At 45.7% G+C, this 25,114-nt stretch carries 21 protein-coding genes and 1 pseudogene; 6 read left to right on the top strand and 16 right to left on the bottom strand.

The window, feature by feature from the left end:
• Window positions 1–17: 17 nt before the first annotated feature.
• Complete coding sequence (locus tag BLS59_RS18400; protein ID WP_162842691.1) at window positions 18–2,651, top strand: zinc-dependent metalloprotease; 2,634 nt, start codon at window positions 18–20, stop codon at window positions 2,649–2,651.
• A gap of 135 nt (window positions 2,652–2,786) precedes the next feature.
• On the opposite strand, the gene BLS59_RS18395 is transcribed toward BLS59_RS18400, so the two are convergent.
• A complete protein-coding gene (locus tag BLS59_RS18395; RefSeq protein WP_091151303.1) occupies window positions 2,787–3,059 on the bottom strand; it encodes a hypothetical protein in 273 nt (90 codons plus the stop codon).
• 197 nt (window positions 3,060–3,256) lie between these two features.
• Between BLS59_RS18395 and BLS59_RS32620 the strand changes: the two genes are divergently transcribed.
• Together BLS59_RS32620 and BLS59_RS18385 are read left to right on the top strand one after the other, a co-directional pair.
• Window positions 3,257–4,048 (top strand): collagen-like domain-containing protein, encoded by a 792-nt coding sequence (locus BLS59_RS32620; protein ID WP_091151301.1) that lies wholly within the window; start codon window positions 3,257–3,259, stop codon window positions 4,046–4,048.
• Between the two features lie 211 nt (window positions 4,049–4,259).
• Window positions 4,260–7,193 carry an outer membrane beta-barrel protein gene (locus BLS59_RS18385; RefSeq protein ID WP_091151299.1) on the top strand — a complete coding sequence of 978 codons (2,934 nt, stop codon included), beginning with the start codon at window positions 4,260–4,262 and terminating at the stop codon, window positions 7,191–7,193.
• A gap of 67 nt (window positions 7,194–7,260) precedes the next feature.
• On the opposite strand, the gene BLS59_RS18380 is transcribed toward BLS59_RS18385, so the two are convergent.
• The gene (locus BLS59_RS18380; protein ID WP_091151297.1) at window positions 7,261–7,635 is read right to left on the bottom strand and encodes a response regulator; all 375 of its coding nucleotides are present in this window, start codon (window positions 7,633–7,635) and stop codon (window positions 7,261–7,263) included.
• 180 nt (window positions 7,636–7,815) lie between these two features.
• Here BLS59_RS18380 and BLS59_RS18375 point away from each other — a divergent pair, with 180 nt between their 5' ends.
• Window positions 7,816–9,591 carry a cellulase family glycosylhydrolase gene (locus tag BLS59_RS18375; RefSeq protein WP_240315274.1) on the top strand — a complete coding sequence of 592 codons (1,776 nt, stop codon included), beginning with the start codon at window positions 7,816–7,818 and terminating at the stop codon, window positions 9,589–9,591.
• Window positions 9,592–9,630: 39 nt separating this feature from the next.
• Here BLS59_RS18375 and BLS59_RS18370 read toward each other — a convergent pair whose 3' ends face one another.
• Together BLS59_RS18370 and BLS59_RS18365 are read right to left on the bottom strand one after the other, a co-directional pair.
• Entirely contained in the window at window positions 9,631–9,951 is a 321-nt protein-coding gene (locus BLS59_RS18370; protein WP_091151295.1) for a MafI family immunity protein, read from the bottom strand.
• A gap of 4 nt (window positions 9,952–9,955) precedes the next feature.
• Window positions 9,956–10,441 (bottom strand): annotated as a pseudogene (locus tag BLS59_RS18365) (magnesium chelatase subunit ChlI family protein); the annotation flags it as partial.
• Between BLS59_RS18365 and BLS59_RS32715 the strand changes: the two are divergent.
• A complete protein-coding gene (locus BLS59_RS32715; RefSeq protein ID WP_143014175.1) occupies window positions 10,429–10,905 on the top strand; it encodes a helix-turn-helix domain-containing protein in 477 nt (158 codons plus the stop codon). The pseudogene BLS59_RS18365 and the gene BLS59_RS32715 sit on opposite strands and share 13 nt — an antisense overlap.
• Window positions 10,906–11,015: 110 nt before the next feature.
• On the opposite strand, the gene BLS59_RS18355 is transcribed toward BLS59_RS32715, so the two are convergent.
• From BLS59_RS18355 to BLS59_RS18325, 8 genes are all read right to left on the bottom strand, one after another.
• On the bottom strand, window positions 11,016–12,194 hold the full coding sequence (locus BLS59_RS18355; protein ID WP_205411306.1) for an HlyD family secretion protein: 1,179 nt from the start codon (window positions 12,192–12,194) through the stop codon (window positions 11,016–11,018).
• 107 nt (window positions 12,195–12,301) lie between these two features.
• The gene (locus BLS59_RS18350) at window positions 12,302–14,479 is read right to left on the bottom strand and encodes a peptidase domain-containing ABC transporter (protein ID WP_091151289.1); all 2,178 of its coding nucleotides are present in this window, start codon (window positions 14,477–14,479) and stop codon (window positions 12,302–12,304) included.
• 87 nt (window positions 14,480–14,566) lie between these two features.
• Window positions 14,567–14,731, bottom strand: coding sequence for a bacteriocin-like protein (locus BLS59_RS32710; RefSeq protein WP_143014165.1), 165 nt, complete (start codon window positions 14,729–14,731; stop codon window positions 14,567–14,569).
• A 107-nt stretch (window positions 14,732–14,838) separates the two neighbouring features.
• Window positions 14,839–15,012, bottom strand: a complete 174-nt coding sequence (locus BLS59_RS18345) for a bacteriocin-like protein (RefSeq protein ID WP_162842688.1) — start codon at window positions 15,010–15,012, stop codon at window positions 14,839–14,841.
• Window positions 15,013–15,500: 488 nt separating this feature from the next.
• Window positions 15,501–17,087 carry a vitamin K epoxide reductase family protein gene (locus tag BLS59_RS18340; protein ID WP_091151286.1) on the bottom strand — a complete coding sequence of 529 codons (1,587 nt, stop codon included), beginning with the start codon at window positions 17,085–17,087 and terminating at the stop codon, window positions 15,501–15,503.
• 335 nt (window positions 17,088–17,422) lie between these two features.
• On the bottom strand, window positions 17,423–17,641 hold the full coding sequence (locus BLS59_RS18335) for a hypothetical protein (RefSeq protein WP_091151284.1): 219 nt from the start codon (window positions 17,639–17,641) through the stop codon (window positions 17,423–17,425).
• A gap of 175 nt (window positions 17,642–17,816) precedes the next feature.
• A complete protein-coding gene (locus BLS59_RS31260) occupies window positions 17,817–18,218 on the bottom strand; it encodes a hypothetical protein (protein ID WP_143014163.1) in 402 nt (133 codons plus the stop codon).
• Window positions 18,219–18,883: 665 nt separating this feature from the next.
• Window positions 18,884–19,309 (bottom strand): hypothetical protein, encoded by a 426-nt coding sequence (locus tag BLS59_RS18325; RefSeq protein ID WP_091151281.1) that lies wholly within the window; start codon window positions 19,307–19,309, stop codon window positions 18,884–18,886.
• 137 nt (window positions 19,310–19,446) lie between these two features.
• On the opposite strand from BLS59_RS18325, the gene BLS59_RS18320 reads away from it, so the two are divergent.
• A complete protein-coding gene (locus tag BLS59_RS18320) occupies window positions 19,447–19,806 on the top strand; it encodes a helix-turn-helix domain-containing protein (RefSeq protein ID WP_091151279.1) in 360 nt (119 codons plus the stop codon).
• Between the two features lie 162 nt (window positions 19,807–19,968).
• Here BLS59_RS18320 and BLS59_RS18315 read toward each other — a convergent pair whose 3' ends face one another.
• From BLS59_RS18315 to BLS59_RS32040, 4 genes are all read right to left on the bottom strand, one after another.
• A complete protein-coding gene (locus BLS59_RS18315) occupies window positions 19,969–21,075 on the bottom strand; it encodes a hypothetical protein (RefSeq protein ID WP_091151278.1) in 1,107 nt (368 codons plus the stop codon).
• Window positions 21,076–21,282: 207 nt separating this feature from the next.
• The gene (locus BLS59_RS18310) at window positions 21,283–24,213 is read right to left on the bottom strand and encodes a type IV secretory system conjugative DNA transfer family protein (protein WP_091151276.1); all 2,931 of its coding nucleotides are present in this window, start codon (window positions 24,211–24,213) and stop codon (window positions 21,283–21,285) included.
• Window positions 24,213–24,674, bottom strand: a complete 462-nt coding sequence (locus BLS59_RS18305) for a hypothetical protein (RefSeq protein ID WP_091151275.1) — start codon at window positions 24,672–24,674, stop codon at window positions 24,213–24,215. The genes BLS59_RS18310 and BLS59_RS18305 overlap by 1 nt, the downstream gene beginning before the upstream one ends.
• A 150-nt stretch (window positions 24,675–24,824) precedes the next feature.
• A partial coding sequence (locus BLS59_RS32040) for a hypothetical protein (protein WP_205411305.1) occupies window positions 24,825–25,114 on the bottom strand: 290 nt, incomplete at its 5' end.

Here is a 25,114-nt window from a genome sequence, read left to right as displayed (position 1 = left end):
TAAACTATTATTAATCAATGAAAAAAACACCTGTAGCAGGCCATTACCTACGTGGCGCTGCATTTATGTTAGCTGTTTTGGCCAGCTCATGTGCCAGTAAAAAACACGCAGCAAATCAAACCCTAACACTTAAAACTACCGGCCCGGGCGGTGCAACAGCCACTGCTACCGTTGGCGGCCCTAAAAAAGAGGGGATCAAAAAATTTAGTGAAGTAATTACCGACAAAACAAAGGCCGATTCCGGACTTTTTAATACCTACAAGGTAGACGGTAAATATTACTATGAAATTCCCGACTCGTTACTTAACCGCGAAATGCTGGTGGTAACCCGTTACGTTAAAACCCCAACCGGGTTAAGAACTTTTGGACAGCAGTATGGCGGCGAACAACTAAACCAGCAGGTTTGGAAATGGGAAAAACACGATAAGCAGGTGTTTATACGCGTGCCCAGCTACTCCATACGTGCCGATAGTACATCAGATATGTATGAATCTGTAAAAAACTCAAACCTTGATGCAGTATTGGCATCGTTTGATATTAAAGCATTTAATAAAGATACTACAGGTGTTTTAATTGATGTTACCGATTTTTTCAACGGCGATATTGCAGCCATTGGCCTAAGCGACGATGTAAAAAAAGCGTACAAGGTTATGGGTGTTGATAATTCAAGATCATATATTGATACGATTAAAAGCTTCCCTATAAATACCGAAGCCCGCACTTTAAAAACCTATCGTTCTGGCGAATCGCCTACCGATAACAGCAACGGCGCGGTTACTTTTGAATTAAACACTTCGATGTTGTTGCTTCCTAAGGTGCCCATGAAAGCGCGTTTAATGGATGCAAGGGTTGGCTTTTTTGGTCAGCAGCAAACAGATTTCGGCACGGGGAAACAAAAATCAGATGTTACGGCTTATATCCATCGCTGGAAACTGGAGCCAAAAGACCCTGCCGCTTATGCCAAAGGCGAACTTGTAGAACCTAAAAAACAAATAGTATACTACATTGACCCCGCTACACCTAAAAAATGGGTACCATACCTTATAGCCGGTGTAAACGATTGGAATAAAGCTTTTGAAGCCGCCGGTTTTAAAAATGCTATTGTTGCCAAAGAAGCCCCTACCGCCAAACAAGACCCTGAATTTAGCACCGAAGATGCACGTTACAGCGTGATCAGGTATTTTGCATCAGATGTGGAAAACGCTTATGGCCCGCACGTATCTGACCCACGTACCGGCGAAATACTGGAAAGCCATGTTGGCTGGTATCACAACGTAATGACCTTATTACACGATTGGTATTTTATCCAAACCGCAGCTGTTAACCCGGCAGTACATAAAGCGCAATTCTCCGATGAGCAAATGGGCGAACTTATTCGCTTTGTATCATCGCATGAAATTGGCCATACTTTAGGTTTACCGCATAACTTTGGTTCAAGCTACGCTTACCCTGTTGATTCATTGCGTTCAAAAACGTTTACCGACAAACATGGTACAGCGCCATCAATTATGGATTATGCCCGTTTCAATTACATTGCTCAACCGGGCGATGGTGTTACACACCTGTATCCGCAAATTGGCGAATATGATTTGTGGTCAGTGAAATGGGGCTACAGCTGGTTCCCGGGCAATAAAACTCCCGATCAGGAAAAAGAGATCCTGGGCGACTGGACAACAAAAAGAGCAGGAAACCCACTTTATTATTTTGGCAGACAAGGCACTTCTATCGACCCTCGCTTACAAAACGAAGATTTGGGCGATAACGCGATGAAAGCAAACACCTATGGTATTGCCAACCTGAAACGTATATTACCTAACCTTGAAAAATGGAGCTACGAAAAAGGAGAGGATTATAGCGAAGTTGAAGAACTTTATAACGAAGTGTTAGGTCAGTATTACCGTTATGCAGGCCACGTAATTACCAACGTAGGCGGTATGAACGAGAATTTTAAAACCTATGATCAAAAAGGCGCCGTGTATGATTTTGTGAGCAAAGATCTTCAGCATGATGCTGTAGCGTTCCTTAATAAACAGGTATTTACAACCCCGCTTTGGCTGATCAACAAACAAGAACTGAGCAAGTTCGACAATGGTGTTATGATCAACCGCGTTAAAGGTATGCAGGTTTCAATCCTGACTAACTTATTCAGCCAGTCAAGACTTGCGCGTATGTATGATAACGAAGCAAAAAATGGTGCAAATGCTTATACCGTATCGCAACTATTTAATGATGTACGGGGAAGCATTTTTGTAGGTGCCAAACCAGATGCCTATAGCCGTAACCTGCAACGTGGTTATATTGATAACTTGAAAAGCCTGTTAACAGACGATTTCAGAGGATATCCTGGTTTCCCTGCACAACTTTTGGCATCTATTGGGCTTACTCCTATAAACATGAGCCTATCTGATATCAGACCGATGGTGCGCGTAGAGTTAAAGAAAATTGATGCCGGCTTACCTAAAGGTGGCGATGCATTAACTGCTGCACACTATGCAGATTTGCACCTGCGGATAAAAGAAACGTTAAACCCAACCCGCCCAATTGTTAACCTGCCTGCAGGTGGTCGCGGCATCAACACCCCCGATATTAAAGACGTAACCGGTGCCGGCTATATGAATTGCTGGCCAAAAACAAATGTGGATAACTATTAAGCTTAACCACTAATTTTTACTGCAAAGAACCCGCTTAAATTTTATTTAAGCGGGTTCTTTTATTTTGAAGAAGCCATGAAGCGGCTTGGAGCTATATAGATGAATGAATTACCTGAACAGGATTGGCAATAAAAACTACTTCAGCTGGCTAATATTCTCAAAAAATGCAACCTGTAAATCAAGCAGCGATTTTACGTTTATCTTTTCACCATAAGCATCAAAACATAGGAACTTACTGCTTTCGGGATGGTTTCTCTTCGCTTTTTCAAAAAAATTGAAGGTTTCAAAAAAATAATGATTGGTGGTAATATTATTTTTACCATCGGTTTGTGAGGCGTTGAGCCGGAAACCAATTGCATCTATCCAATTATGCACTTTTGAGTGTAGTGTACTGCCGATCTTGTTCATGGGTTAATTTATTTTTAAGTACAACGAAATTTTTATGCGTTTTGTTGTCGTCACTTACACACATTTGTTAAATAAATATCTTGATTACTACAGTCAAAAGTGGCGTCGATAGTAATAATTTGTGTTTCTATCAATATTTTATGAAACTAATTATCAACACATCCGTAATAAGTCACTATAACTAAAATCATATTTTTATGAGAAGACTACGACTTTTATTTCCTGTTTTACTTTTATGCATGTTTAGCATGAATGCTTGTAAAAAGGATAAAACACCCGGGCCAACAGGCGCTACCGGCGCCGATGGTGCTCAAGGCCCGCAAGGCGACAAAGGCGATACCGGCGCACAAGGCCCCCAGGGCGCAACTACCGGCATACCCGGACCAACAGGAGCTAACGGTGCAACGGGTGCAACAGGAGCCACAGGCCCACAAGGACCGGCGGGACCAGCAGGCGCTAATGGAAGCAATGGAACCAACGGCGCAACGGGAGCTACCGGCCCACAAGGTCCGGCGGGGCCAACAGGCCAAACAGGGGCCACAGGAGCTACTGGTACAACAGGGGCCACAGGCGCACAGGGGCCGGCAGGACCAACTGGTGCTAATGGTGCCGACGGAAAAGATGGAACAACTAACATTAAAAGCTATATCCTTAACAACAAGTCTGTTAACAGCACTCCGCAAGGGCTTACGTTAAATGTACCGGCAATTACACAGGAAATTGTTAACGGAGGCATTGTTATAGTATATGTAAGAGTTTCAGGTACAACTTCATTTTCATCATTGCCGTATGTGGTTACAACAAATGCCATATATCAGTCTGATGTTAGTGTTGGGGCTGTGCGTATAACAGCCAATTTTAACTCACCTGGTTATGACTTTAAAGTTGTAGTTATACCGGGCGGAACAGTTGTAACATTAGGCACCACACATCCGGGCCTTAACCTTAAAAACTATAGCGACGTTGCAGCGGCCCTGCACATAAACTAAGTAACAATAACCTTATCATTGTAAAAGCCGGCAAAAACCGGCTTTTTGCATTTATGATATGTAACAATAACATGATTGATAGATGTTTAGCCGCTATATGTGTAACAATTGTATGCTTATTAAGTAATTGTTACGTTATAAGTTGAACATTTGCGTTCGAATTACGTCTTATAGCTAAATTCGATAACAATTGTACGTTTTAAATATCACTATGAAGCCCCTTTTATTAATCTTAACCTTTACCTTTTTAAGCGCCCTCGGCGTAAAAGCGCAGACTGCACGCGACATTAGCGGAACAGTTATCGACTCCACTAAACTATCTGTTCCGGGTAGTAGTATTAAATTAGTGTCGAACACCGGCGATAGCACAATATCGATCACCAATGCCGACGGAAAATTTACTTTTTCGGCCGTTAAGGGTTCTAAAATAACACTTACCATATCATCTATTGGTTACACATCGCTAATAAAACATTTCGCGCTTGATGATAACAACAAACCTGTTGACCTGGGTTCGATAGTCCTGAAAGCAGAAACCAATATGCTTAACCAGGTGAACATAGTGGGCGCGCCAAACCCTATTACGCTTAAAGAAGATACCGTTGTATATAACGCATCATCCTATAAAGTAAGGGCGAATGCGCCTGCAGAAGACCTGCTAAAAAAGCTACCGGGTGTAGATGTTGATGTAAACGGCAACGTATCAACACAGGGTAAGCAGGTTACAAAAGTGCGTATCAACGGCAAAGATTATATGGGCGGCGATGTTCAAAGTGCTACCAAAAACCTGCCCGCAGATATAATCGAAAACATACAGATGATTGACGATTACGGTGATCAGGCAAATTTAACCGGTGTTAAATCTGGCGAGCCCGACAAGATCCTGAACATCACTATCAGAAAAGATAAAAACTATGGCTACACGGCTCAAGGAACTGTTGGCGATGGACGCGACGCATTACCGCAGGACCAGGGCGTACCCAATAAAAACCGTTATTTAGGCTCTTTAAATATTTTCAATTTTAAAGGTGATCAGCAAATTGCTGTTCAGGGAAGTATAAATAACACCAATGTAAATACTTTTTCGTTCGGTAGTTCTGGTGGTGGAGGCGGCAACTTTGGCGGCGGCGGCGGTCGTGGAAACGCCGGACGTGGCGGTGGCGCTACTGGTAGCCTGATAACTACCCAAAACGGTATCACCGATGCAAAATCAATCGGCCTTAACTTCCGCGATCAATGGGGTAAAAACCTTGCTGTTTATGGAAGCTACAGCTTTGCAGATAACACCACCAATACCAGCAATAACATTTTTCAGCAAAATACTTCATCGGCAAACCCAAGCGAGCAACACCAGCTTAGCCTTGAACAGGATGAGAAGATAAACCACCGCTTTAACTGGAATATGGAGTATAAACCCGATACGGTTAATTACTTTAAATTTACACCAAGTTTTTCATACGCTGGTACCAATACCATTGAATCCGATAGCGTAAGTCTCACCAGGAAAGGTACAGTATCATCTGCATATACATCCAATACCAATGGAGATTCTCAATCGCCAACATACGGTATCACCGGTTTATATAACCATAAATTTAAACAACGCAGAAATCTAAGCATTTTGGTTAATGCAAATTCGGCCCCAAGCTGGTCATACCAAAACCCTATTTATAATTTTGCACCAAATACCGAGCATACGGCTCCGGAAAATCAGTCTATCGCTACCTATAGTCGTACTAACAGCTACGGGGCCAACGTGTCTTACCTCCAACCACTTGGCAAGCGCTCCTACTTTGAATTTAATTATGCGCTTAACTACTCTACAACCAATAATAATAAAGAAACCGATACGCTATTCAACCCTATTGAGTTTAGTTTCATGAGGGATAGTTTATTGAGCAATCGTTACAACTATACCTTTACAACAAACCGGTTTGGATTAAACTATCGTTTTATAGAAAAAAAATACAACTATACGTTAGGACTTGCCGTGCAACCGTCAACGTTAGACGGTTTCTCTGAAAACACAGGTGCTTCAACACATAAAAACACTTTCAATTTTATACCAACAGCCCGCTTTATTTATAATTTTTCGCGCAGTCAAACATTTAGTGTTAACTATAACGGGTCTAATGCCGCACCGACATTTACCCAGATACAACCGGTTGTTGATCAGTCCAACGCGTATTATCCTGTTCAAGGTAATCCATACCTGAACCCGGCTTTCACCAACAATGTATCTATAAGGTATAATAATTTCAGTTTTGCTACAGGTAATGTATTTTTCGCAAATTTCAATTTCCAAAAAATTCAAAACCAGGTAGTAACAAACAGTATTTCGTCCAACACATCAAACAGGATACTAACACAATATCTTAATGCCGACGGTTTTTATAATGTTACCGGTCGTTTAACCTATGTAAAACCCTGGGCCGAACGTAAGTTTTCACTTACCCTTAACGGAACAGCAACCTATAATAACAACATTGGTTATTTAAGCGTTGTAAATGAAGACCCGCTGCTTGCATCGCAACAGGAAATTGATGCTGCACGTGAAAAGAATATAGCCAAAAACCTGGTTTTCACTCCGGAGTTCCGTTTCAGGGTTGATATTCCAAATGTAGTTGATGTACAGTTTTTAACCAACTACTCTATCAATAAAACCAGCAATTCTATCAACAACCAGCTGACCCAAGCGCTTTCAAATGTAAGAACACTGAACATTGGCCTTAACGGAAAAAATTACTTTGGCGATTGGGTATTTAGCTATGATTATACCAAAGCAAACAATTACGGCTATGCTTCAAACATTCAAATAACCAACCCAAACATCCTGAACGTGTATGTTGAGCGCAGGTTTCTGAAAAACAAAGTGGCCACAATTCGCGCTTCAGCATTTGATTTATTTAACCAGAATACCGGCTTTACTTCATCTACTACAGCAAGCTCAATCACGCAATCAAGTGTAAACAGGCTTGCCAGGTATTTCCTGCTGACCTTCTCGCTAAGGCTGCAAAAATTTGCAGGAAAAGCCCCAACTCAAAATGAGGAGCGCGGCCCAAGAAATGGCGGCGGTCCGGGTGGCGATGGCGGCGGCAGGCCTGGCGGCGGTGGCCAGGGTGGCCCTCCGGGAGGAGGATTTTAATCATTTAACAAAAAGCCCCATCTGACAGATGGGGCTTTTTGTTGGATAAATATTTTATTTTGATTTTTTAATCGGCTACCAATACGGTATTGATAACACGCTCCAGCTCTTCCAGGTCGAATGGCTTGGCCAGGTAAGTTTGTGCACCCGCGTGGTTTGCCAGGATCTGAATATCGCTATTGGCCGAAAAATAGATTACGGGGATGTTTTTTAGCTCTTCGGATTTTTTAAGGGTTTGCGTGGCAATAATTCCGCCAGCGTCGGGAATCCAGTTATCCATTAATATAACATCCGGAAAAATACCGGAAACTTTTTCAGTTATATTATTGCAGTCGGTATAGGTATGAACCTCCCAACCCTGCTCTTCTAAAATATAACTGCAAATGGAAAGGATGTCCTCGTCATCATCAAAAATGATGATCTTTTTATTGTGCTCTTTCATGCGGATAGTGCAAGTGAAACTATTAATTATTTTTAATAAAACCAAATATTTTAAGTTTCTAATTAAATGACTCCTTGCGTAAAGGGGCTGTATTATTCGCCGTTAATTTAAAAATCTTCTTGGTGTACCTTTTACACTTTTATTTATAAATTTACTTTACCAATTATCATCGCCCGTATTATGGCACCTATGCTTAAAACAACCCTGTTTAAGCAATCGGCAAAAGGCTTGCTGATGCTTTTATTTGTTTTGATATTTTCAATCCAAAGTAATGCGCAAGGTTTTTTAAAAACCAAGGGCACAACCATTGTGAATCAAAACGGCAAAAACGTATTACTGCGCGGCATGGGCCTTGGTGGCTGGATGCTACAAGAGGGCTATATGCTGCATATTAATGAGGATAGTCGCCAGTATCGTATTAGGGAAAGGTTGGAAGTGCTGATGGGTGCTGCCAAAACAAAGGAGTTTTATGATGCGTGGCTACTAAATGGAACACGCAAAATTGATGTGGATTCGATGCGTCGGTGGGGCTTTAATTCCATCAGGCTTCCCATGCATTATAACCTGTATACCCTGCCGGTTGAAAAAGAACCCGTTGCAGGGAAAAACACCTGGATAAATAAGGGTTTTGAAATGACCGATAAGCTGCTGGCCTGGTGCAAAGCCAATCATATGTACCTCATCCTTGATATGCACGCCACACCCGGCGGCCAGGGCAATGACATGAATATATCCGACAGGAACCCCGATAATCCATCGTTATGGAATAGTGAAGCTAATAAACAAAAAATGATTGCCCTTTGGCGTAAACTGGCCGAACGCTACAAAAACGAACCGAATATTGCCGGTTATGATATCATCAACGAACCCAACTGGGGTTTCGACGATCCCGAAAAAGACAAGAACGGCCTGAATGAAAAAACTAACGCGCCGCTCAGAAAATTAATGGTGGATATAACTACTGCTATTCGCGAGGCTGACAAAAAACACATTATCATTATTGAAGGCAATGGCTGGGGTAATAACTATAATGGCATTTTACCAGCATGGGACAACAACATGGTGCTGAGTTTCCACAAATACTGGAACTATAATGACGAGGCATCCATAAAAAACATCCTCAGCACACGTAATCAATACAATATCCCCGTATGGCTTGGCGAAACCGGGGAAAACTCCAATGTGTGGCTAACCGAGGCTATCCGGCTATTGGAAAAGAATAATATTGGCTGGGCGCTTTGGCCCCTGAAAAAAATGGGCAACAACAACCCAATCGAAATACCGTCAAACCCCAATTACGATGCGGTTGCGAACTATATGAACACCGGCAAACAGCAACCAGATGCCGCCACAACCTACGCGGGCACTATGGAATTGGCCAAACATGCCAAGCTGGAAAACGCCATTATTCACCATGATGTAATAGATGCTATTTTAAGGCAGCCATTTACTACTGCTACAAAACCATTTAAAAACAATATAGCCAACGGAAGTAGCATAAATGCCGTTGATTACGATATGGGCCGCAACGGTTTTGCTTATTTTGATACCGACACGGCAGATTACCATATATCTACCGGCAAATACGGCAAAGGCAACGCCGGCGGGGTATACCGCAATGATGGTGTGGATATCAGCAAAGATTCAACCCGCGCAAACGGTTACTATATAGATAATATTGAAGAGGGCGAATGGCTACAGTATACCGTTAAAGCAAAAACGGCCGGTAAATATGCGGTAAAGCTAACAGTGGCATCCGGTGTTGATAATGCCGAATTAACGGTTGGTGTTAACGGCGTTGAACATACTGTCGTAATCCCCAACAAAGGTGCTAATACCCGTCAGATTATTCCTGTTGATGGTTTACCGTTAAAAACAGGAATTAATAAGGTGAGGGTGTTTGCGAAAAAGGGAGGGTACGTTTTTTATAGTTTACAGATTATAGCCGGGAAATAATCTTTTTGATTTGTGGTTAGGTAGATAACTAACTGAAATCTATTTCAGGCTTGCTATAATTTTTCCAATCTCATCCATGACGGGTTTTGGAATCTCATTTTCTGATCGAATTAATTCGCGCATAAAATAATAGTCTTTAGCCGGCAGTTGCATCATGTCGGCAATATCTTGAATCAATGCGTATACGTCATTGCCTATTTCGATATCATATTCGTGCATCTGCGTAATAATTTGATCGAAAGCCAAACCTTGTTCGTTATATTCCATGTACTCCAATGAAACGTTTATATCTCGATCATTCAGTTTTAATAATCTCGCTATTTCAATCAAAGAGAGTATCCGGCTTTTCAATTTCTTCATATCCCTACCCAGCCCATCCTTCCCTATCCAAACTTCTGAAATGGATGGCTTCGGCAAGGTGTTCCAATTTAATATCTTCGCTGCCCGCAAGATCGGCGATAGTACGGGATACTTTCAGGATACGGTCGTAAGCACGGGCAGAGAGGCCAAGCTTTTCCATCGCTTTTTTGAGCAGGATTTGGCCTGCACTGTCTATTTTACAAAGGTCGCGCACCATTTGTGGGCTCATTTGTGCATTAGCATGCAGATCGGGGCGTTCACCAAAACGTTCAATTTGTATCTCTCGCGCTTTTATTACCCGTTCACGGATCAGCTCGCTTTTTTCGGCTGCCCTGTCTGACGAGAGTTCATTAAAGTTTACCGGGGTAACTTCTACATGGAGGTCTATCCTATCCAACAGCGGGCCCGAGATCTTGCTTAGATACTTTTGCACCATTCCCGGCGGGCAAATGCACTCCTTTTCGGGATGATTATAATATCCACAGGGACATTCATCCGTACACATTTCTCCCGGGCACGAAGGCGTTCAGGAACCGCGGAACGAAGCAATACAATGAGAATCCGCATACGGTCGGCGGGCACATCCGGAAGAAGAGGATCGAGGGCGGGTTGTCTCAGAAAGAGGCGGCCAAATCGCTCGGCGTCACCGAGGACTGCGTAACGTACTGGGAGAACGGGAGAAGCGCGCCGCAGGTCCGCCACTACCCCGCAATCATCCGGTTTCTCGGCTACTACCCCTTCGATCACGAGACGGAATCGCTCGCGGGAATGCTCACGCAGATTCGATACTGCTGCGGACTGAGCTTCAGGGCGTGCGCATCGCTGCTGTGCGTCTCGGAGGACGGGGCGAGAAGGTGGGAACGGGGCAGGCCCGTGGCCCATCCCAAGACCCGACTGCTAATCGAACGCGCATGGCAACATTTGCCTAACCGGCTACCCTCACACCGCTCATAAGAGCGGTGTTTTACATTGACAAATTGATTACCGCCGCGAGCGAGGCGGGCAGAGGCTACATTCGACAGCGATCCTATGGAGGTGAAAACAACTCGTTCCCTCCGTTACATTTAACGCGTGTTATTGAATATATTTCTTCCTATCCTTTCCAATATCGTGGCGCTTTGCGTTATAATTTCTGCATCAGCCGTCATGCCTTGTTTTAAATGTATCGATTTTTTCAAATCTGTCGTGTTATTAAGTGATAGGTCAACTTTTGCTATAAAGACGCTATCCCTGTACGGTACGTTCGATATGTATTTAATTTTTCCCCTGAGAAAGCCAAATTCTTCAAAAGGAAATCCTTTCATTTTAATCAGCACGGATTGACCCTCATCGACTTTGCCGATGCTGTTTTGAGGTATTGAAATTTTTCCAAAAAATTGTTCGTCACCCGGATTGACAAAAAACACCTCTTGGCCGGTAGCTATTACTTGGTTTTCTTGAACAATTCCGATGTATGACAATTTTCCGGATTGTGATGCTGTTAAAATGTATTTGCTTTTCCAGTCCTCCGCCACGCTTATAAAGCTATTCAAAGCCTGTAGAAACCTCCCTTTTGAATTTTGTATCTCGTTTTCGAGCTCCAGAATTTCCTTTTGTTTAGAAGTGTAGTTGTCACTGCTGCTAATTATAGCCGATTCAATTTCCAGCAAAGGGGTTTTTTTTGCCAGGTATTTACTTTCCTCTTGCCGAAATTCCGCCTGTGTTTCAACCCTGGAGTTTTCCAGTTTTTTATGCATTTCGAATTCTTCCGCTGCCAAGTTCAAATCGCGCTCTTTAAAACCTTTTTCAACCGTTAGTTTATGCTTCATTTGAACGAGATTTGCGAGATCGTTCTGAAGATAGAGTTTCCGCTTTAACAAAAAACCGCTGTTAATCGTTGAAATATAATTCTGGTATTCCTCAAAAAACAACTGATAAGCAGATTGTATTTCTCCTAATTCAAGGTTTTCATCGCGATTAAAAACCCGGCTGTCAAACGCTTCATCACGTAAAACCTGATACTGTATTCGTTTAAGGCCCTCGATCAAATCTAATACCGCTGTATGTTTAGCGGTGCTTTCCATGAAGGCCAAAGATTGGCCGCTTTTGACATTCTTATCGTCGCCAACCAAAAGCTTGATTAGTTTTCCTGTTGTTTTTGAAACTATTGGCTTTGCAGAATTTGGAGAAACAATTTGTAGCTGTACGGTTATAATATCCGGGTAACGTATAATTGCAGAAAAGGCGATAAGCAATAATAGCACAATTGAAAAAAGCGTAGTTCCCCACCTGAGTATCCATGACGGTACTGCTGTGATGATATCCTGTATGTCCTCTGTATGTCGTGGTTCCGAATTGGTTGCTGGCATGTCTATCCGTCAAGTTGTAATTGGTTTTTTACTAAGTTATAATACTCGCCTTTCAATGCCGCGAGTTGAAGGTGTGTACCCTGCTCAGATATCCTTCCGTTATTAAGAAGGATGATATTGTCCGCGTTGCTTACGGTACTTAACCTGTGGGCAACAATTATTACCGTCCTGCCCTCGAAGAATTTAGTAAGATTATCCATGATTATCTTTTCGTTATTAGCATCTAAGGCATTGGTTGCCTCGTCGAAAAAGATATAATGTGGATCTTTATAGACGGCGCGTGCAATAAGTAGCCGTTGTTTCTGACCTTGACTTAGGCCGTTTCCTTCCGCACCTATTTTTGTGTTAAACCCTAACGGGAGGCCGCTGATGAAGCTTTCGATATTTGCAACTTTCACAGCATGGTCCAGTTTGCTCCGGTCTGGATGTTCATCGCCTACCGCAATGTTTTTTTCGATCGAATCCGAAAATATAAATCCATCTTGCATCACAACACCGCACTGGTTTCTCCAGGTTTTGTAACTGATGTTGCCTATAAGTTGATTGCCAACCTTAATATCGCCCTCCTGAGGTTCATAAAAGCGCAATAGTAGCTTGAGAATTGTCGTTTTACCGCTTCCGCTCATTCCGACTATTGCCGTTGTTTTACCTTGTGGTATATATAAATTGATGTTTTCCAATACCGGATCATTTCCCGCTCCCGGATAGCGAAATGTTAACTTATTAATGCTTATTCCCTTGTTTTCCGGAATCAGGTGATTGAAAAGCTTTTCTATGGGCTCCTCGTCCCGCATCTGGTGGATTTCATTGAGCCGCTCTAAACTTATCTTCGCACTTTGGAAATCCTGAATAAACGCTAACATCTGCTCGATGGGTGTGCTCAGTTGACCGACGATATATTGAATTGCAACCATAGCTCCCAGGGTCAAATTCCCGTGAATGACCGCACTTGCGCTTAAAAAGGTGATTAAAAGATTCTTCCCTTCGTTAATTAGAGTGGCCCCTCCCTGCTGGTACTGGTTAAGGGCGAGTGTTTTCACGTTGAATTTGAATAGGCGCGCCTGAATGTGCTCCCATTCCCAACGCTTTTGCTGCTCGCAGTTATTAAGCTTAATCTCCTGCATTCCGTTTATCAACTGCACCATGCTGCTCTGGTTGCGGGACATGACCTCAAAACTTTTGTAGTTTAATATCCGACGTTGATTTAAAAAAAGCCAAATCCAGCCGATGTATAGAAAGCTGCTGATGACGAAGACCAGAAAGATATATAAGTTATAATGGGCGAGTACAACAGAGAATACCAATAGGTTGAACATAGAAAACACTGCCGGAAGGGTTGAGCCCGTCAAAAAGATCTCAATATTCCGTTGATCGCTCATACGCTGCATGATGTCACCCGTCATTTTGCTGTCAAAGAAACTGATCGGAAGCTTCATGAGCTTGATCAAAAAATCCGTAAGTATGGAAATATTAACCCTTGTACTGATATGAAGCAAAATCCATGATTTAATAAATTCTAAGCTTACACGGCCAACGATTAACGCGGATTGCGCAATGATAATAATGTAAACAAAGCTCAGATTACGGGTATTAATACCGACGTCCACAATGGACTGAGTTAAAAATGGCGTTATCAACTGAAATAAACTCCCTATTCCCAAACTGAATAACAATTGAAAAGCCAGCTTACGGTAACTAACGAGATAACGCATTAGAAACGTCCAGTTTATATTGGGTTCCCTTTCATCGTCCTGTTCGTAGAACTGCGGACTTGGAGCAAGCAACAAGGCGATACCGAGATCGTTGTCCGCCATTTCCAGCCAATTCCGGGTGAATTCGATTTCGCTAAGGACGATTAGCCCCGCTCCGGGATCAGCAATATAATATCGTTTATTTCTTATGCGATATAAAACCACGAAATGATTCTGCCTCCAGTGAAGAATGCACGGCAGCTCGGCCTCCCTTATTTCTGAGGCGCTAATTTTAACGCCCAAAGAACGGAAGCCAATTTTTTCGGCAGCATCACTTATCCCGAATAACGATACGCCCTCTCTATCGATCTCGCAAAGGTCACGCAAGGTTTGCAGTTTGATATTGCGGCGGTGATACTTAGACACCATACGTAGGCACGCCGGGCCGCAATCCATTTGATCGGGTTGTTTATAAAAGGGGAAACTCATAGTTCAGATGTGCGGTAGAAATTGATTAAGAAACTCTTAAAAAAATGCTCCGCTCAACTGATTGCAGTTGAGCGGAGCATACCTTAACTAAGGGTTTGCGCAAACGCCCTGCCCTGGCGCGATTGGCTTGCAAAAATTTGGACAGCATTCAGCGTTGGTCAGACATGGGGAGCCTAAGACTTTGCATCCCGCAACCTTACCGCCGGTTACCTTTTTCATTTCCTCTTTGCTGAGTTTTTTAAAGTTTTTCATTTTGATCTTTTAAAGTCTGTTGCATTACTGAATAGATCACCCCAGTAACTTAGGTGGAAATAAAAGTACCCCCCGTCATATTTGATCTAAATACAACGGGGGAAACACTATTTAGCAGAAACGCATCTCGCGCCGGTGGGTCCACCCTGACCGGTCAAGCATACATTGCTACAGCACTGCACATTACCAGTACATGGTGCGCCAACAGGCGAACAAGCTAATGCACCGCCGCCTTTAACTGATTTCATTTCATTTTTTGTGAGTTTTTCGAACTTTTTCATAATATGTTTTTGTATGGTTTGTTCCGGATTTACGCCCCGATAATTTAGCGGCATGTATTATTAAAGTGCATGCTCCTTTACTTTCGCGAAAAGTTTCTTAAACACTATAAAGCCCTCCTTGGACAGCGATGTGAATTCATGGGATTGAAATTCAACAGCAGTAGAAGGTCTTTTGAGTAATTCGGATTAATCTATATTGGCACTTGTTTGCTATCACCTTGATTACCTTCAAGAAATCGCAAAGACTAAGTGAAGCACCTGTTGTTTAAGGGGCCGCCGACATTTGTAAGGCACCTCATTCCGCAGCATTGGGAATTCGTAACACACGGGGATCCGTCCGGAAGACAGGCCTCGGATTTTCCGCCCCTAATTGTTTTCATTTCTTCTCTCGTCATTTTTGGAACACGTTTCATATACTATCTTTTAATTGTGAATTGAATATTTGAGCTTAGCCAAAATGGAATGCCAGACTATTTTTGCATCATGTGCTAATCGAGCATGTACTTGAGGTTCGTTAATTCATAATACTCCGGAATCGGATAGCCGTTTAGTAGTATCGTTGGGGTCGCATTTATCTCCGCCATCCGGCACCACTCTTTTTGCTTTTCCAATTTGTTAAAGTCGTCTTCGTTGATTTCAGCTGGATATACCTTGGACCAAGCATCGTAGCTTTTCTGCTTCTGATCGTACCAATCAAGTAATGCATTTTGAACCAGGGTTTTGTCGGAACGCCCATTTAAGGTCATCATGTGCCGGCTGACCGCAGTTTGCCGGTCTTCGTCGGTGTTGTTGGCGGTAAATACGATCCGTGCCTGGAGATCCGGCTTTTGAGCTATTAATTGGTGTAGTTCTCTATGCATAGCCGCACAGGGAGGGCAATATGGATTGGACACCATTGTCAACACATTGTTGGCATCTTTGCTTCCGAGCACAATAGACCAGTCCTCATCTGGCTGTACGAACCTGGGGCTGCTCGTCAGCATCTGATTGAACGAGTCCGAATTGTATTTGAATTTCTGCAATTGTTGCCTGAGCGGATGTAGCTGTTGCAGCTGTATTAAATAGGGCTTGAGCGATACCCAAAGAAGTACAGGTATGGAGAATGCGATTAGCGCACTGCTTAGCAGGCCGGCATCTTGCAAACCCCTTAGATTCCAAAAATTAGGGCTATTTGACAGCAACGGCATTAATTCCAGCCACAGTATGGCCTGTACGGCGCAGCACAGGACACACCATTGCTTGGCTATCCTTGCCTGGTAAACGATCGAGTACACGGTAAATGGAAGGCTTGCGATAGTCAGGAGCGTCATTAGGTGCCACTTTTCCGCGCCGGAGTTGTCAAACAAAACAAACAACAATGTCCCTGAAAAATAAAAAAAGCCGACTTCGCTCCACGTTAGCCAATCAAATACCTTCGCCGCTTTCGAGGAAAGTATGGCGTTACAATCGGAGTTGCCGCCTCCCTGACAAAGCTTTTGAACAAGGGGATTGGCAAAATCTATCGACTGGATAAGAAGCAACACTGATGTACAAAGACCAATGATTTTAAAAAGCACAAGCGCGGTTGTTGCCCATTCGAGATTGTGAAAAAAAGTTGTGTGGTAGCAAAGACCCAAAATCAAAACCAGAAACGCGGAAAAGCCAATTAACAGGCTCTTAGCGCCCTTCAGATTTTCTACAACAGTCCCTTTTCCTTCAGAAGCGGGCAGGGGTTCGGCAACAAGGACGACGCCGTTAAATATTTCAGAGAACTCTTTTAAACTCAGCTTGCTACCGTTAAACTTCTCGCTATGTAAGACGAGTTGCTCATCTTCACGAGATTTTACCAGCACAAAATCTCCTTCATTTATTGTGGTGTGTGCAATAAACGGCGTAGGCACGTTCTTTAATTCCTCGGGGCCAACGCGGTAGGCTGAGTTATCAACATTGTATGCCGATAAGATATCACTCACGGCCAGCAAGCTCGGATATTCCGGATGAATCAGTAGCTGTTCATAAAAGGTTTGATCTGTGACAGGCAGGTGAAGTAGCTTTGCGAATTTCGACAGAACAGTGGTAATATTATCCCTCTTCATAATCTACAAGCCATTGGTTTAGGTTAATTCGTGGCTTATATCAAATATAAGCAGATATTATTATAAAAAACAAATACTTAAATAAAAATAAAAAAAAATAACCCGATGGATGACTTTAGCAACTTTCGCGACAATCCCATTTGTCCGGGGCAACAGAATTTCTTCAGGCGAAAACGGCGCGCGGTTTCGGTTAATATGTTAGCGGTTATTAAGGTTGGTTGTTCGTCAAGAAATATGCATGAGCCATAAATTTAAATATGGCTTGCCACACTCAAAACTGTACCACCACCACATCGAGGCGTGTAGAAAACCCTCAAAATAGTTCAACATGTTAATTAATTACGTTTTTTGGTGGTATGCAAAAGGATTCGACTTTTTAAGCCCTCTTTTATATCATTTTTCAAATCATTGATCTCGGGCATTGTGAGTACCGTGGTAGGGTCGGTCCTTGCTTCGAAAGAGCGATAGTAAGCATCGATAAAATCAGTTTCCTGCTTGGTGGCCTGATTAGTCCTCACCTTTCTAAGAAGTTCAAAAAAAAATTCCTCTTCCATCTGCTTAAACGATTGTATTCTTACTTGCTTTTAACAAATATAATGATTGAAACGATGTTCGACTGCAGAATATCTGATAAAATGTTTAACCCGTATCTACTAATTCAAATTGACCTTCTTTGATATCTTCAATAATTATGGTATAGGGCTACATTAAAGGGGCACCGTTTTGCGCTTAAAGCGTCTTGACGATGATTTGGTTTCCGTAGCTGGTTCCGGCTTCGTTGATGGCGAAAGAGCGTATATAATAAACAGTCTTGGTGCTGAGTCCGGATATATCGATAAAAAAGTCGTTGTTTACCCCAAGCTTCTTTATGGTTTTGTAATCGTCAATGGAAGGAATAGAGTGCGTGGCCCAGCATAGGCCGGCCGCGCTTATCGATGCGTTTCCATCATAGGAAACTTTGCCGCCGCAGCTAATTCCCATTTGATAGACATTGGAAGCGGGTAAAGTCACAACTACCGGTTTAACGACGTTATTGTGATTCGTTTCAGCCTTGTCCTTTTCACACCCCACAATCGAGAACAATAAAAAAACAATTTGAAGTGAAAACTTTCTAATTGATGGGTTTTTCATGATAACAGAGTTGTTACGTTTCGGTTAAACATTTGAAATTCACTTTACCAAAGATAACTATTGGCATGATATTATATATCTATTAAAGATGTCTGTATTATCACAAAACATCGGAGCTTGTTGGAATTCATTCCGAAAAGTTTCAAAGGTTGTAGCTCCTAATCTTGTACTTTACGTTATTCGTAGCAAATAGCGCACCCCTTTAAAGCCAAAGAAACTTCACGGCCACGGCCATAGATTGTATTGCTTAAAAAACATTTTAGTTTCGCAATTTGATCAAGCTAAGATTCGGACCTGAGCGTCAGCTAAATCACTATGTAACCAACACTGAACGGCTTTTCGTAAAAAATTAAAGTAAATGGTTAGTATGTCTCTGACTTTCACATAAACACATTACTACTAATCCTGTATGGGAATACCTTAATGAGGCCTAAGGACTTGATGGCAACATTAACCGCCTTGCCCACACTTATCGCCGGATGGAATAATTTAGGCAACTATAGGTCTTCAGGAAAGTGCTTACTGAAGACCAAAGGCATTTCTAAGGAGATACCCGAGAAATTCTAACCAACCTTTTCAAAAGTTCAACGATTTATGGCAGAGCCGATATTTTGATTTCTGCTCTGCCATTTTGTGCCGATAAGCAGGCATAGTGTGGCTGCTGGCTAATGCGCGTACGTGTCCCTTTCCCCCTTGTAGTACGAGGAGTATCCGCCCGCCGGAACGAGCACCATGGTCGAGCCGGTAAGCTCGGAGACGCCGTACGTGACTGCGCCGCCGGACTTGGGCGAAACAGTCAGCTGGGAGAAGTCGTCCGTCGCCTCCCACAGGTCTATCGCGCTGCTGCTTCCGTCGACGGCGGTCACGCTCTTGTCGGTATGGAACGAAAGCGCAATATGGTCCATGTCGGCGGCATGGGGATCGGGCACCCAGCCGCCGTCCTGCGTCTGGTACTCTATCTTCTGGAGCGTCCACGTTCCCGTGGTCAGGTATTTTTCCTTCGAGCTCGGGCCGTTCGCGTCCTTCTTGCAGGACGCAAGGGCGGTCAATAATGCTGCCGCGAGGGCGGCCGTTAGTAGTTTTGCGTTCATGCTATTTCGGGTTTTGGTATGGAACAAATTTCCGAAAGCTCCGCCGTCCCTCCCACCCGTAAAGCGGATAAGTTATCCGCTTCCTGGATAAATTATCCGCTATTTTCATACCTTTACGGAACGCATCGCAAAACCATATGTTCGGAGAAAAGATAAAGATGATTCGGCAGCTGCGCGGGTTCTCGCAGGAAAACGTCGCCGCGAAGCTCGGCATAGCGCAGAACGCATACTCGCGCATCGAAACAAACCAGACCAGGCTGGATTCGGCCATGCTGGTGAAGCTCGCGGAGGTGCTGGGAGTGTCCCCGATGGACATCCTTTCCGGCCAGCCCGCCATAGTCAACTTCCAGTCCAACAAGGGCACCCAGCAGTCGTTCGGCTACGTTGAGAGCGTGGTGACGGGACAGAGGGAGCTGTACGACAAGCTCATCGCCGGAAAGGACGAGGAAATCGCGCGGCTGAGCAGGATCATCGAGAAGCTGCTGGCGAAGCGGTAGGCACACTTGGAGAATAAACAACTTATTGAAAAGTTTGGAAAAATCTTCCCAAACTTTTCCCTTAACGCCCTTTATAGTGTGTTTTTATTTACTCATTCTTTTTCATAACAACCGCACATTAAGCACAGGTGTGACAATTTTATTATCGCTAACCTAATTAATTCACCGTTCTGATACAAGCTTGTTGTCGGCCACGCTCTTTTTATTTGGATCCGAAGCAAACCTGATCGTTACCGATATAAATGGATTGAAAGCAATTTGCTTTTGTATCAAGTCGCTTGTTTCTAAATTTGTGCCGATTGGCGTGTCTGTTCTGTAGTTTCCTTTCAGATTGTTGACCGTGTGTCCTGCAATACCAAAACTGAATCCATACGTTTGGTGGTAAATAAATGATCTGCCAAATAGGACTAATGGGGAGACGCTATTTCCTCCGACAGTACTGAAATTTGCCCCCAGCCCCGCTGTCCAACTTGCGTTCCATTTCTCATCCGCATACGCAAGGAAATGGAACATTATAGTCGGAGCAAACTCTGCATGAGTTTCACTATTCCAGGAATACGGGGTGATATTATAGACGGTAGATGTCGATGGAGTTCCACCCGTCGTTGTGGTCGAGGCCTGCTGCTTCGCGTAGTAGGTGTGCGATTTTGAAAGCAAGTAGGGAATATAAGTGAATCCGTAGGTCGTCAAGACCTTGCCCTTGCTTTTGGTTTCAAATGTATATGTCCAAGTGGTCGTAGAGAGTAAGTTGGTTACTTTGACCGTGTAAGTTTCGTTGTGGAGTTCGATAGACTTATAGCTTTTAGACGATAGGGCTAAAAAGCTATTATAGACCATGCGGCAACTGTCTTTTGCCTCTTCCATTAACAATCCAAAAGCAGTCTCTGTTTTAGCATCAGTTAATTTGGCAGCAAGGTCTATGCACCCTTTTTTCTTGTCATCCGCGAAGTTTGGATTCTCTACAGCTGGTTCTACCTTGGGCTCCGTTTTGCCGTTAATAGTGTAGCGCATACCGGGCACCATGTTTATTATCTTAATTTTGAACTTTTCACCGCCCTCTACTTGGTAGTTTTCGCTAAAGATTGGCTGCGAAAGGTCGAGGACATACACAGGGGTTTCGTCAGGTGGTTTACCCCCGCCATTTTTGGGCTTTGCGATCTGTCCATCTGAAGGAAGAATTCCAACGCTTCCTTTGCTTGGTTTTTTGCCTTGGCTAAAGGCAAAGACAGTAAAATGTCCTAAAATTAAAAGAATAAGCAGCTTTTTCATTTTGATAAGGTTTTACCAAATATAATTAAAAAGCGTATCGTTATCAATTGGTTATTAATTATTTGCAAATAAAAACACATTGACAGCTGTGTGCAATCACGCTAACGATACCGGTCGATACTGCAACATTCCGTTAGGGCAAATTGTCCAGGGGACCCGGAAAATCCGTTTGTTTCAAAATAAAATTATCCCGCTTTGCCTAATTAGCTACTTCCCGCCCCTTGCAATCCGCTTGATGACGCTTTCCGCATCGCCGTTTGAACCTTTTTGGTCATAGGTGACCTTCACCCGATACCCCTTCATCGTTGCAGCCTGCTCTTTCGCTGCCTGCGCCGCGTTGAAAAAACGCGGCAGGTCATCAGGACTTAGCAAATGTATTTTTGACTGCTCTGCGGGCGGAAAGCCTTGCCGCACCCTTTTCCCGATCTGCGAGAGCCTTCTTGCATTGCCCGAGCATACCGCCACTTTCGTGCAGCCGTCGGCCAGGCACTTGGCGATATTGTGCATCTCCCAGTCCGCATCGGTATTAATTGAAACCTCGAACGCGATCCGTTCATCATCCCTGGAGAGCAAGACGTCGATCTGCCCCTTCCCGTCCTTCGTCGGCACCTCGATGTTGGCCCTGTACCCGTGCCGCTCGCCCATGGCCTTGATGAGGCTCTGCAGGTACCGGTGCTCGGTATCGGGCCCTTGCTCGCCTGCCGCCTTCCTTTGCCTCGGTGCGACGGTTGGCGATGGTGCCGGTGGCGGAACAGGGGGCTCTTGCGGAGGCGGTGCGCTGGGCGGAGGCGGGATCGGCCCTTGCGGCGCTACCGGCACGCCGTAGCGCTCACGCGATGCTGCGATGATATCAGTGGTGCGGTCCTCGCCTTGCGGCTCTCTTGGAAGTACAAAGAGATTGAAGTCCGCGTCGGCGGTATTGACCCGCGCAATGGCGGCACCGACGTTCAGGTTCTGGAAGTCCTCCGCGCCGAAGCCGCTGAACCCCTCCTGCATCCGCCTGGCATCGGCGTCCCCCAGCCTGAAGCAGATTCGGGTTCCGGCGTTGGACATGAGCGAGCTCGCGATGTCGCCGTCGACGCGGAGCAGCTGCTGCATGTCCTGGTGGACGCAGACCAGTCCCAGCCCGTACTTTCGGGCGCCGCTCAGGATGGTATTGAGCGACGGGGTAATGAAGTGGTGGAACTCGTCGATGTAGCAGAAAAACGGAGTGCGGTTGCTTGCCTGCTGCTGCTGCCGGGCGAGCGCCGCCTGCTGAAGCTTGGCGACTATCAGCGCGCCCAGCAGGTAGCTGTTCTCGCTTCCGATCAGCCCCTGCGCGAGCTTGACCAGCACTATTTTGCCGCCGTTCATCAGCCCGTGAAAGTCCAGCCCCTGGTGCTGGCAGACCATCGCGCGGATGCTCTTGGGCCTCAGGAAGCTGTCGAGACGCGTCAGGATCGAGCCGATGGAGGACGTCTTCAGCAGCGGATATTCCCTCTGCCAGTAGTACGCGAGTTCCTCGTCGGCGCAGCCTTGAAGGATTGCTGCGCGAAAGGAGGGCTCGATTAGGAACTTCCGCAGGTCGCCGATGTGCCCCGGCTTGGTGTTGTACAGGAACGCCATGATCGCATTTGCGAGGACGCTGTGGAGCTGGTCGCCCCACGAGGTGCTGAAGCGCCTGAACAGCGCCACCAGGTCGGAGGCCAGCAGTTCCCGCTCGATGTCGCTGTGCGCCTGCAATATGTTCAGGCCGACCGGGTACCCGCCATCCGAGGGGTCGATAAGTACGACATCCTGTATGCGCTCCTGCGGAACGGATCTTAATATTGCGTCGATCAGGTCCCCGTGCGGGTCCAGCACGCAGCAGCCGATGCCCCGCGCCATGTCCTGGCCGACAAGGCTGTGCAGCAGCGTTGACTTGCCCATGCCCGTACCGCCTATGACGTGCAGGTGCTTCAGCCGCTGCTCGGTATCGATCCCGACTTCCGCCCGCTGCCCCTGGTGCTCGTTGATTCCCAACACGTATGGCTGGCTGAACAAGAACGCGGGGGCGCGCTTGGTCGCGGCGTGGTTCGGCATAAGTTTTTTTGACAGCTGTGCCGGCGGAAAGTGAACGAACGTCGCAAGCTCCCTGGTATTGAGCAGCATGCCGACGCGGTGCGTCTGCCTCATGACGAGATCGCTCAGCCGCATTTCTATCGCGTATTCGGGAGCGTCCAAGCCGATGAGCGCATTGGATGGCGACCTTGATGCGACGATCAGCGCGAGGGCACTATGCCGCAGCAGCTCGCTTGCCTCATCTGCATGGTCGGCAAACGCGGCTATTCGAATCGTCGCCCCGAACAGCGGGCGGGAAACCTTTTCCCTCGCCAGTCCGGGCATCTCGGGCGCGTCCGTAAAGAACGAACCTCCCCGATCGTCGGTCACCGACGCCATGATGCTTTCTGCCCAGGCATTTTGCGCGCCGCAAAACAGTACCTGCACGACGACGGCCTCGCCGTTGCGCAGCTGGTTAAGGGTGCCAAAAAGTGCCGTATACGGATCAGGCCCGCTTTTGCCGAACGCAGCAACGGGGCGCATGAACTCGTCCCCTATCCCCATATCGACCGTATGCACCGCTTCGGCACTCGCTATGCACTCAAGCAGCGCATCCGCATCGGCCCGGCGTATGGAGAGTTCGGGAAAATAGCCGGTCAGCTGCGCGTATACGAATGCGGCGACGGCCTGCCGGCAGGTAACCTGAATCGTGACGGCGGCCGGCTCCGCGATCAGCTCGAACGACATCGGCAGGCTGATCGAGGCCAGCATGGTCAGGCAGTGCTCCATTGGTTCGGGCCTTGCCGCGAAGTTCCTCGCGAGCGCTATCGAATAGACCGCCAGTTCCGGCTCCCCGTCTGTATCGGGGTATGCCGCAGCGTCGTCCTTGACAGCGGGCGGAATCGACACCGCTTGCTGGGCCTTGAACCAGCTTGCAACGGTGCTTAGTGCCGTATGGCGCTTGCCGTCGTCAATGTAGGGCGTATCGATCTCATGCCCCCTAAACGGCTGAAAGGGCGGCTCGAGCTCGACAATACGGTCGGCAATGTGCCAGCCCCGACCGTGCCGCTCCCAGCGGTAGAAGTTGGCGGTGAGCCGATGCGAAAGCGAGAGTGCCATTATTCTGCCAGCTTCATGTCGGGCTGCCTGTACCCGTGCTCCGCCGCCAGCTTTCCTACCGCCGCCCTGACTATGGCGTCGATGCTCTGGGTGAATATGAGCTCGGTGTCGACCTGGTAGTACGACTTGGCGTAGGGGCCGAACAGCCTCCCGATCAGGGGAAGGCGCTGAAAGAACGCGGTAAGCCAGTCGTCGCCGTCCTCCATCCACCAGCTGACGAAGAAGCTCCTGCCGAAGGGCGCGGCGCAGATCAGGAAGTTGTACGGGGCCTTGCTGACCTGCAAGTATTCGCGGCTGCTTGATGCGATTCCCCCTTCCCTTTTTGCGACGACGGAAAGGGTGACGTCGGGATACTGGTAGCCCTTGATCAGGTTCTCGAGGGCGGAGTAAAACTCCTTCGAGGAAAGCTGCAGGTCTTCGAAATGCTGGTAGGAATGGGTGCGGACGGTTGGCTTTGACATGTTGATAGGGATTTAGGTTCACAACTAATTGGAATATAAATATCGTGGCGGACTCCGAGGCTGTCAATCGGTGTTTTAACGGTATTTTATCGGTGATTATGCGGAATAAAAAACAACAGCCTCTTTACGAGGCTGTCGAAGTAACGATATTTAGTTAAGGGGCTTAGGAGGTGTAACGCGCTGCCTGTGGAGGTGGGCTGCGATTACCGCCTCGAACATCCTGTCGTGGTACTTGTTCCGGCTGGCAATCTCCCTTTCTCTCTCCGATGCCAGCACCGGATAGAGCGCTGTCGCGTGGTCGATCAGGTCCCTGCCGTTCCGTATCTCGGGAATTGCCGTCTTGATTGGAAGTTCCGGGCATATGTTACACCCTATTCCGTGGCAAAATTGACCACCTCTTTGCTGGCATAGAAGTGCAGCAAATGCTAAGAAAGCATAAC

It is taken from the genome of Mucilaginibacter pineti, from assembly GCF_900101875.1.
Taxonomy (GTDB): domain Bacteria; phylum Bacteroidota; class Bacteroidia; order Sphingobacteriales; family Sphingobacteriaceae; genus Mucilaginibacter; species Mucilaginibacter pineti.
Note: the sequence above shows the minus strand (reverse complement) of the source record. Positions and strands in the feature narration are given on the sequence as shown.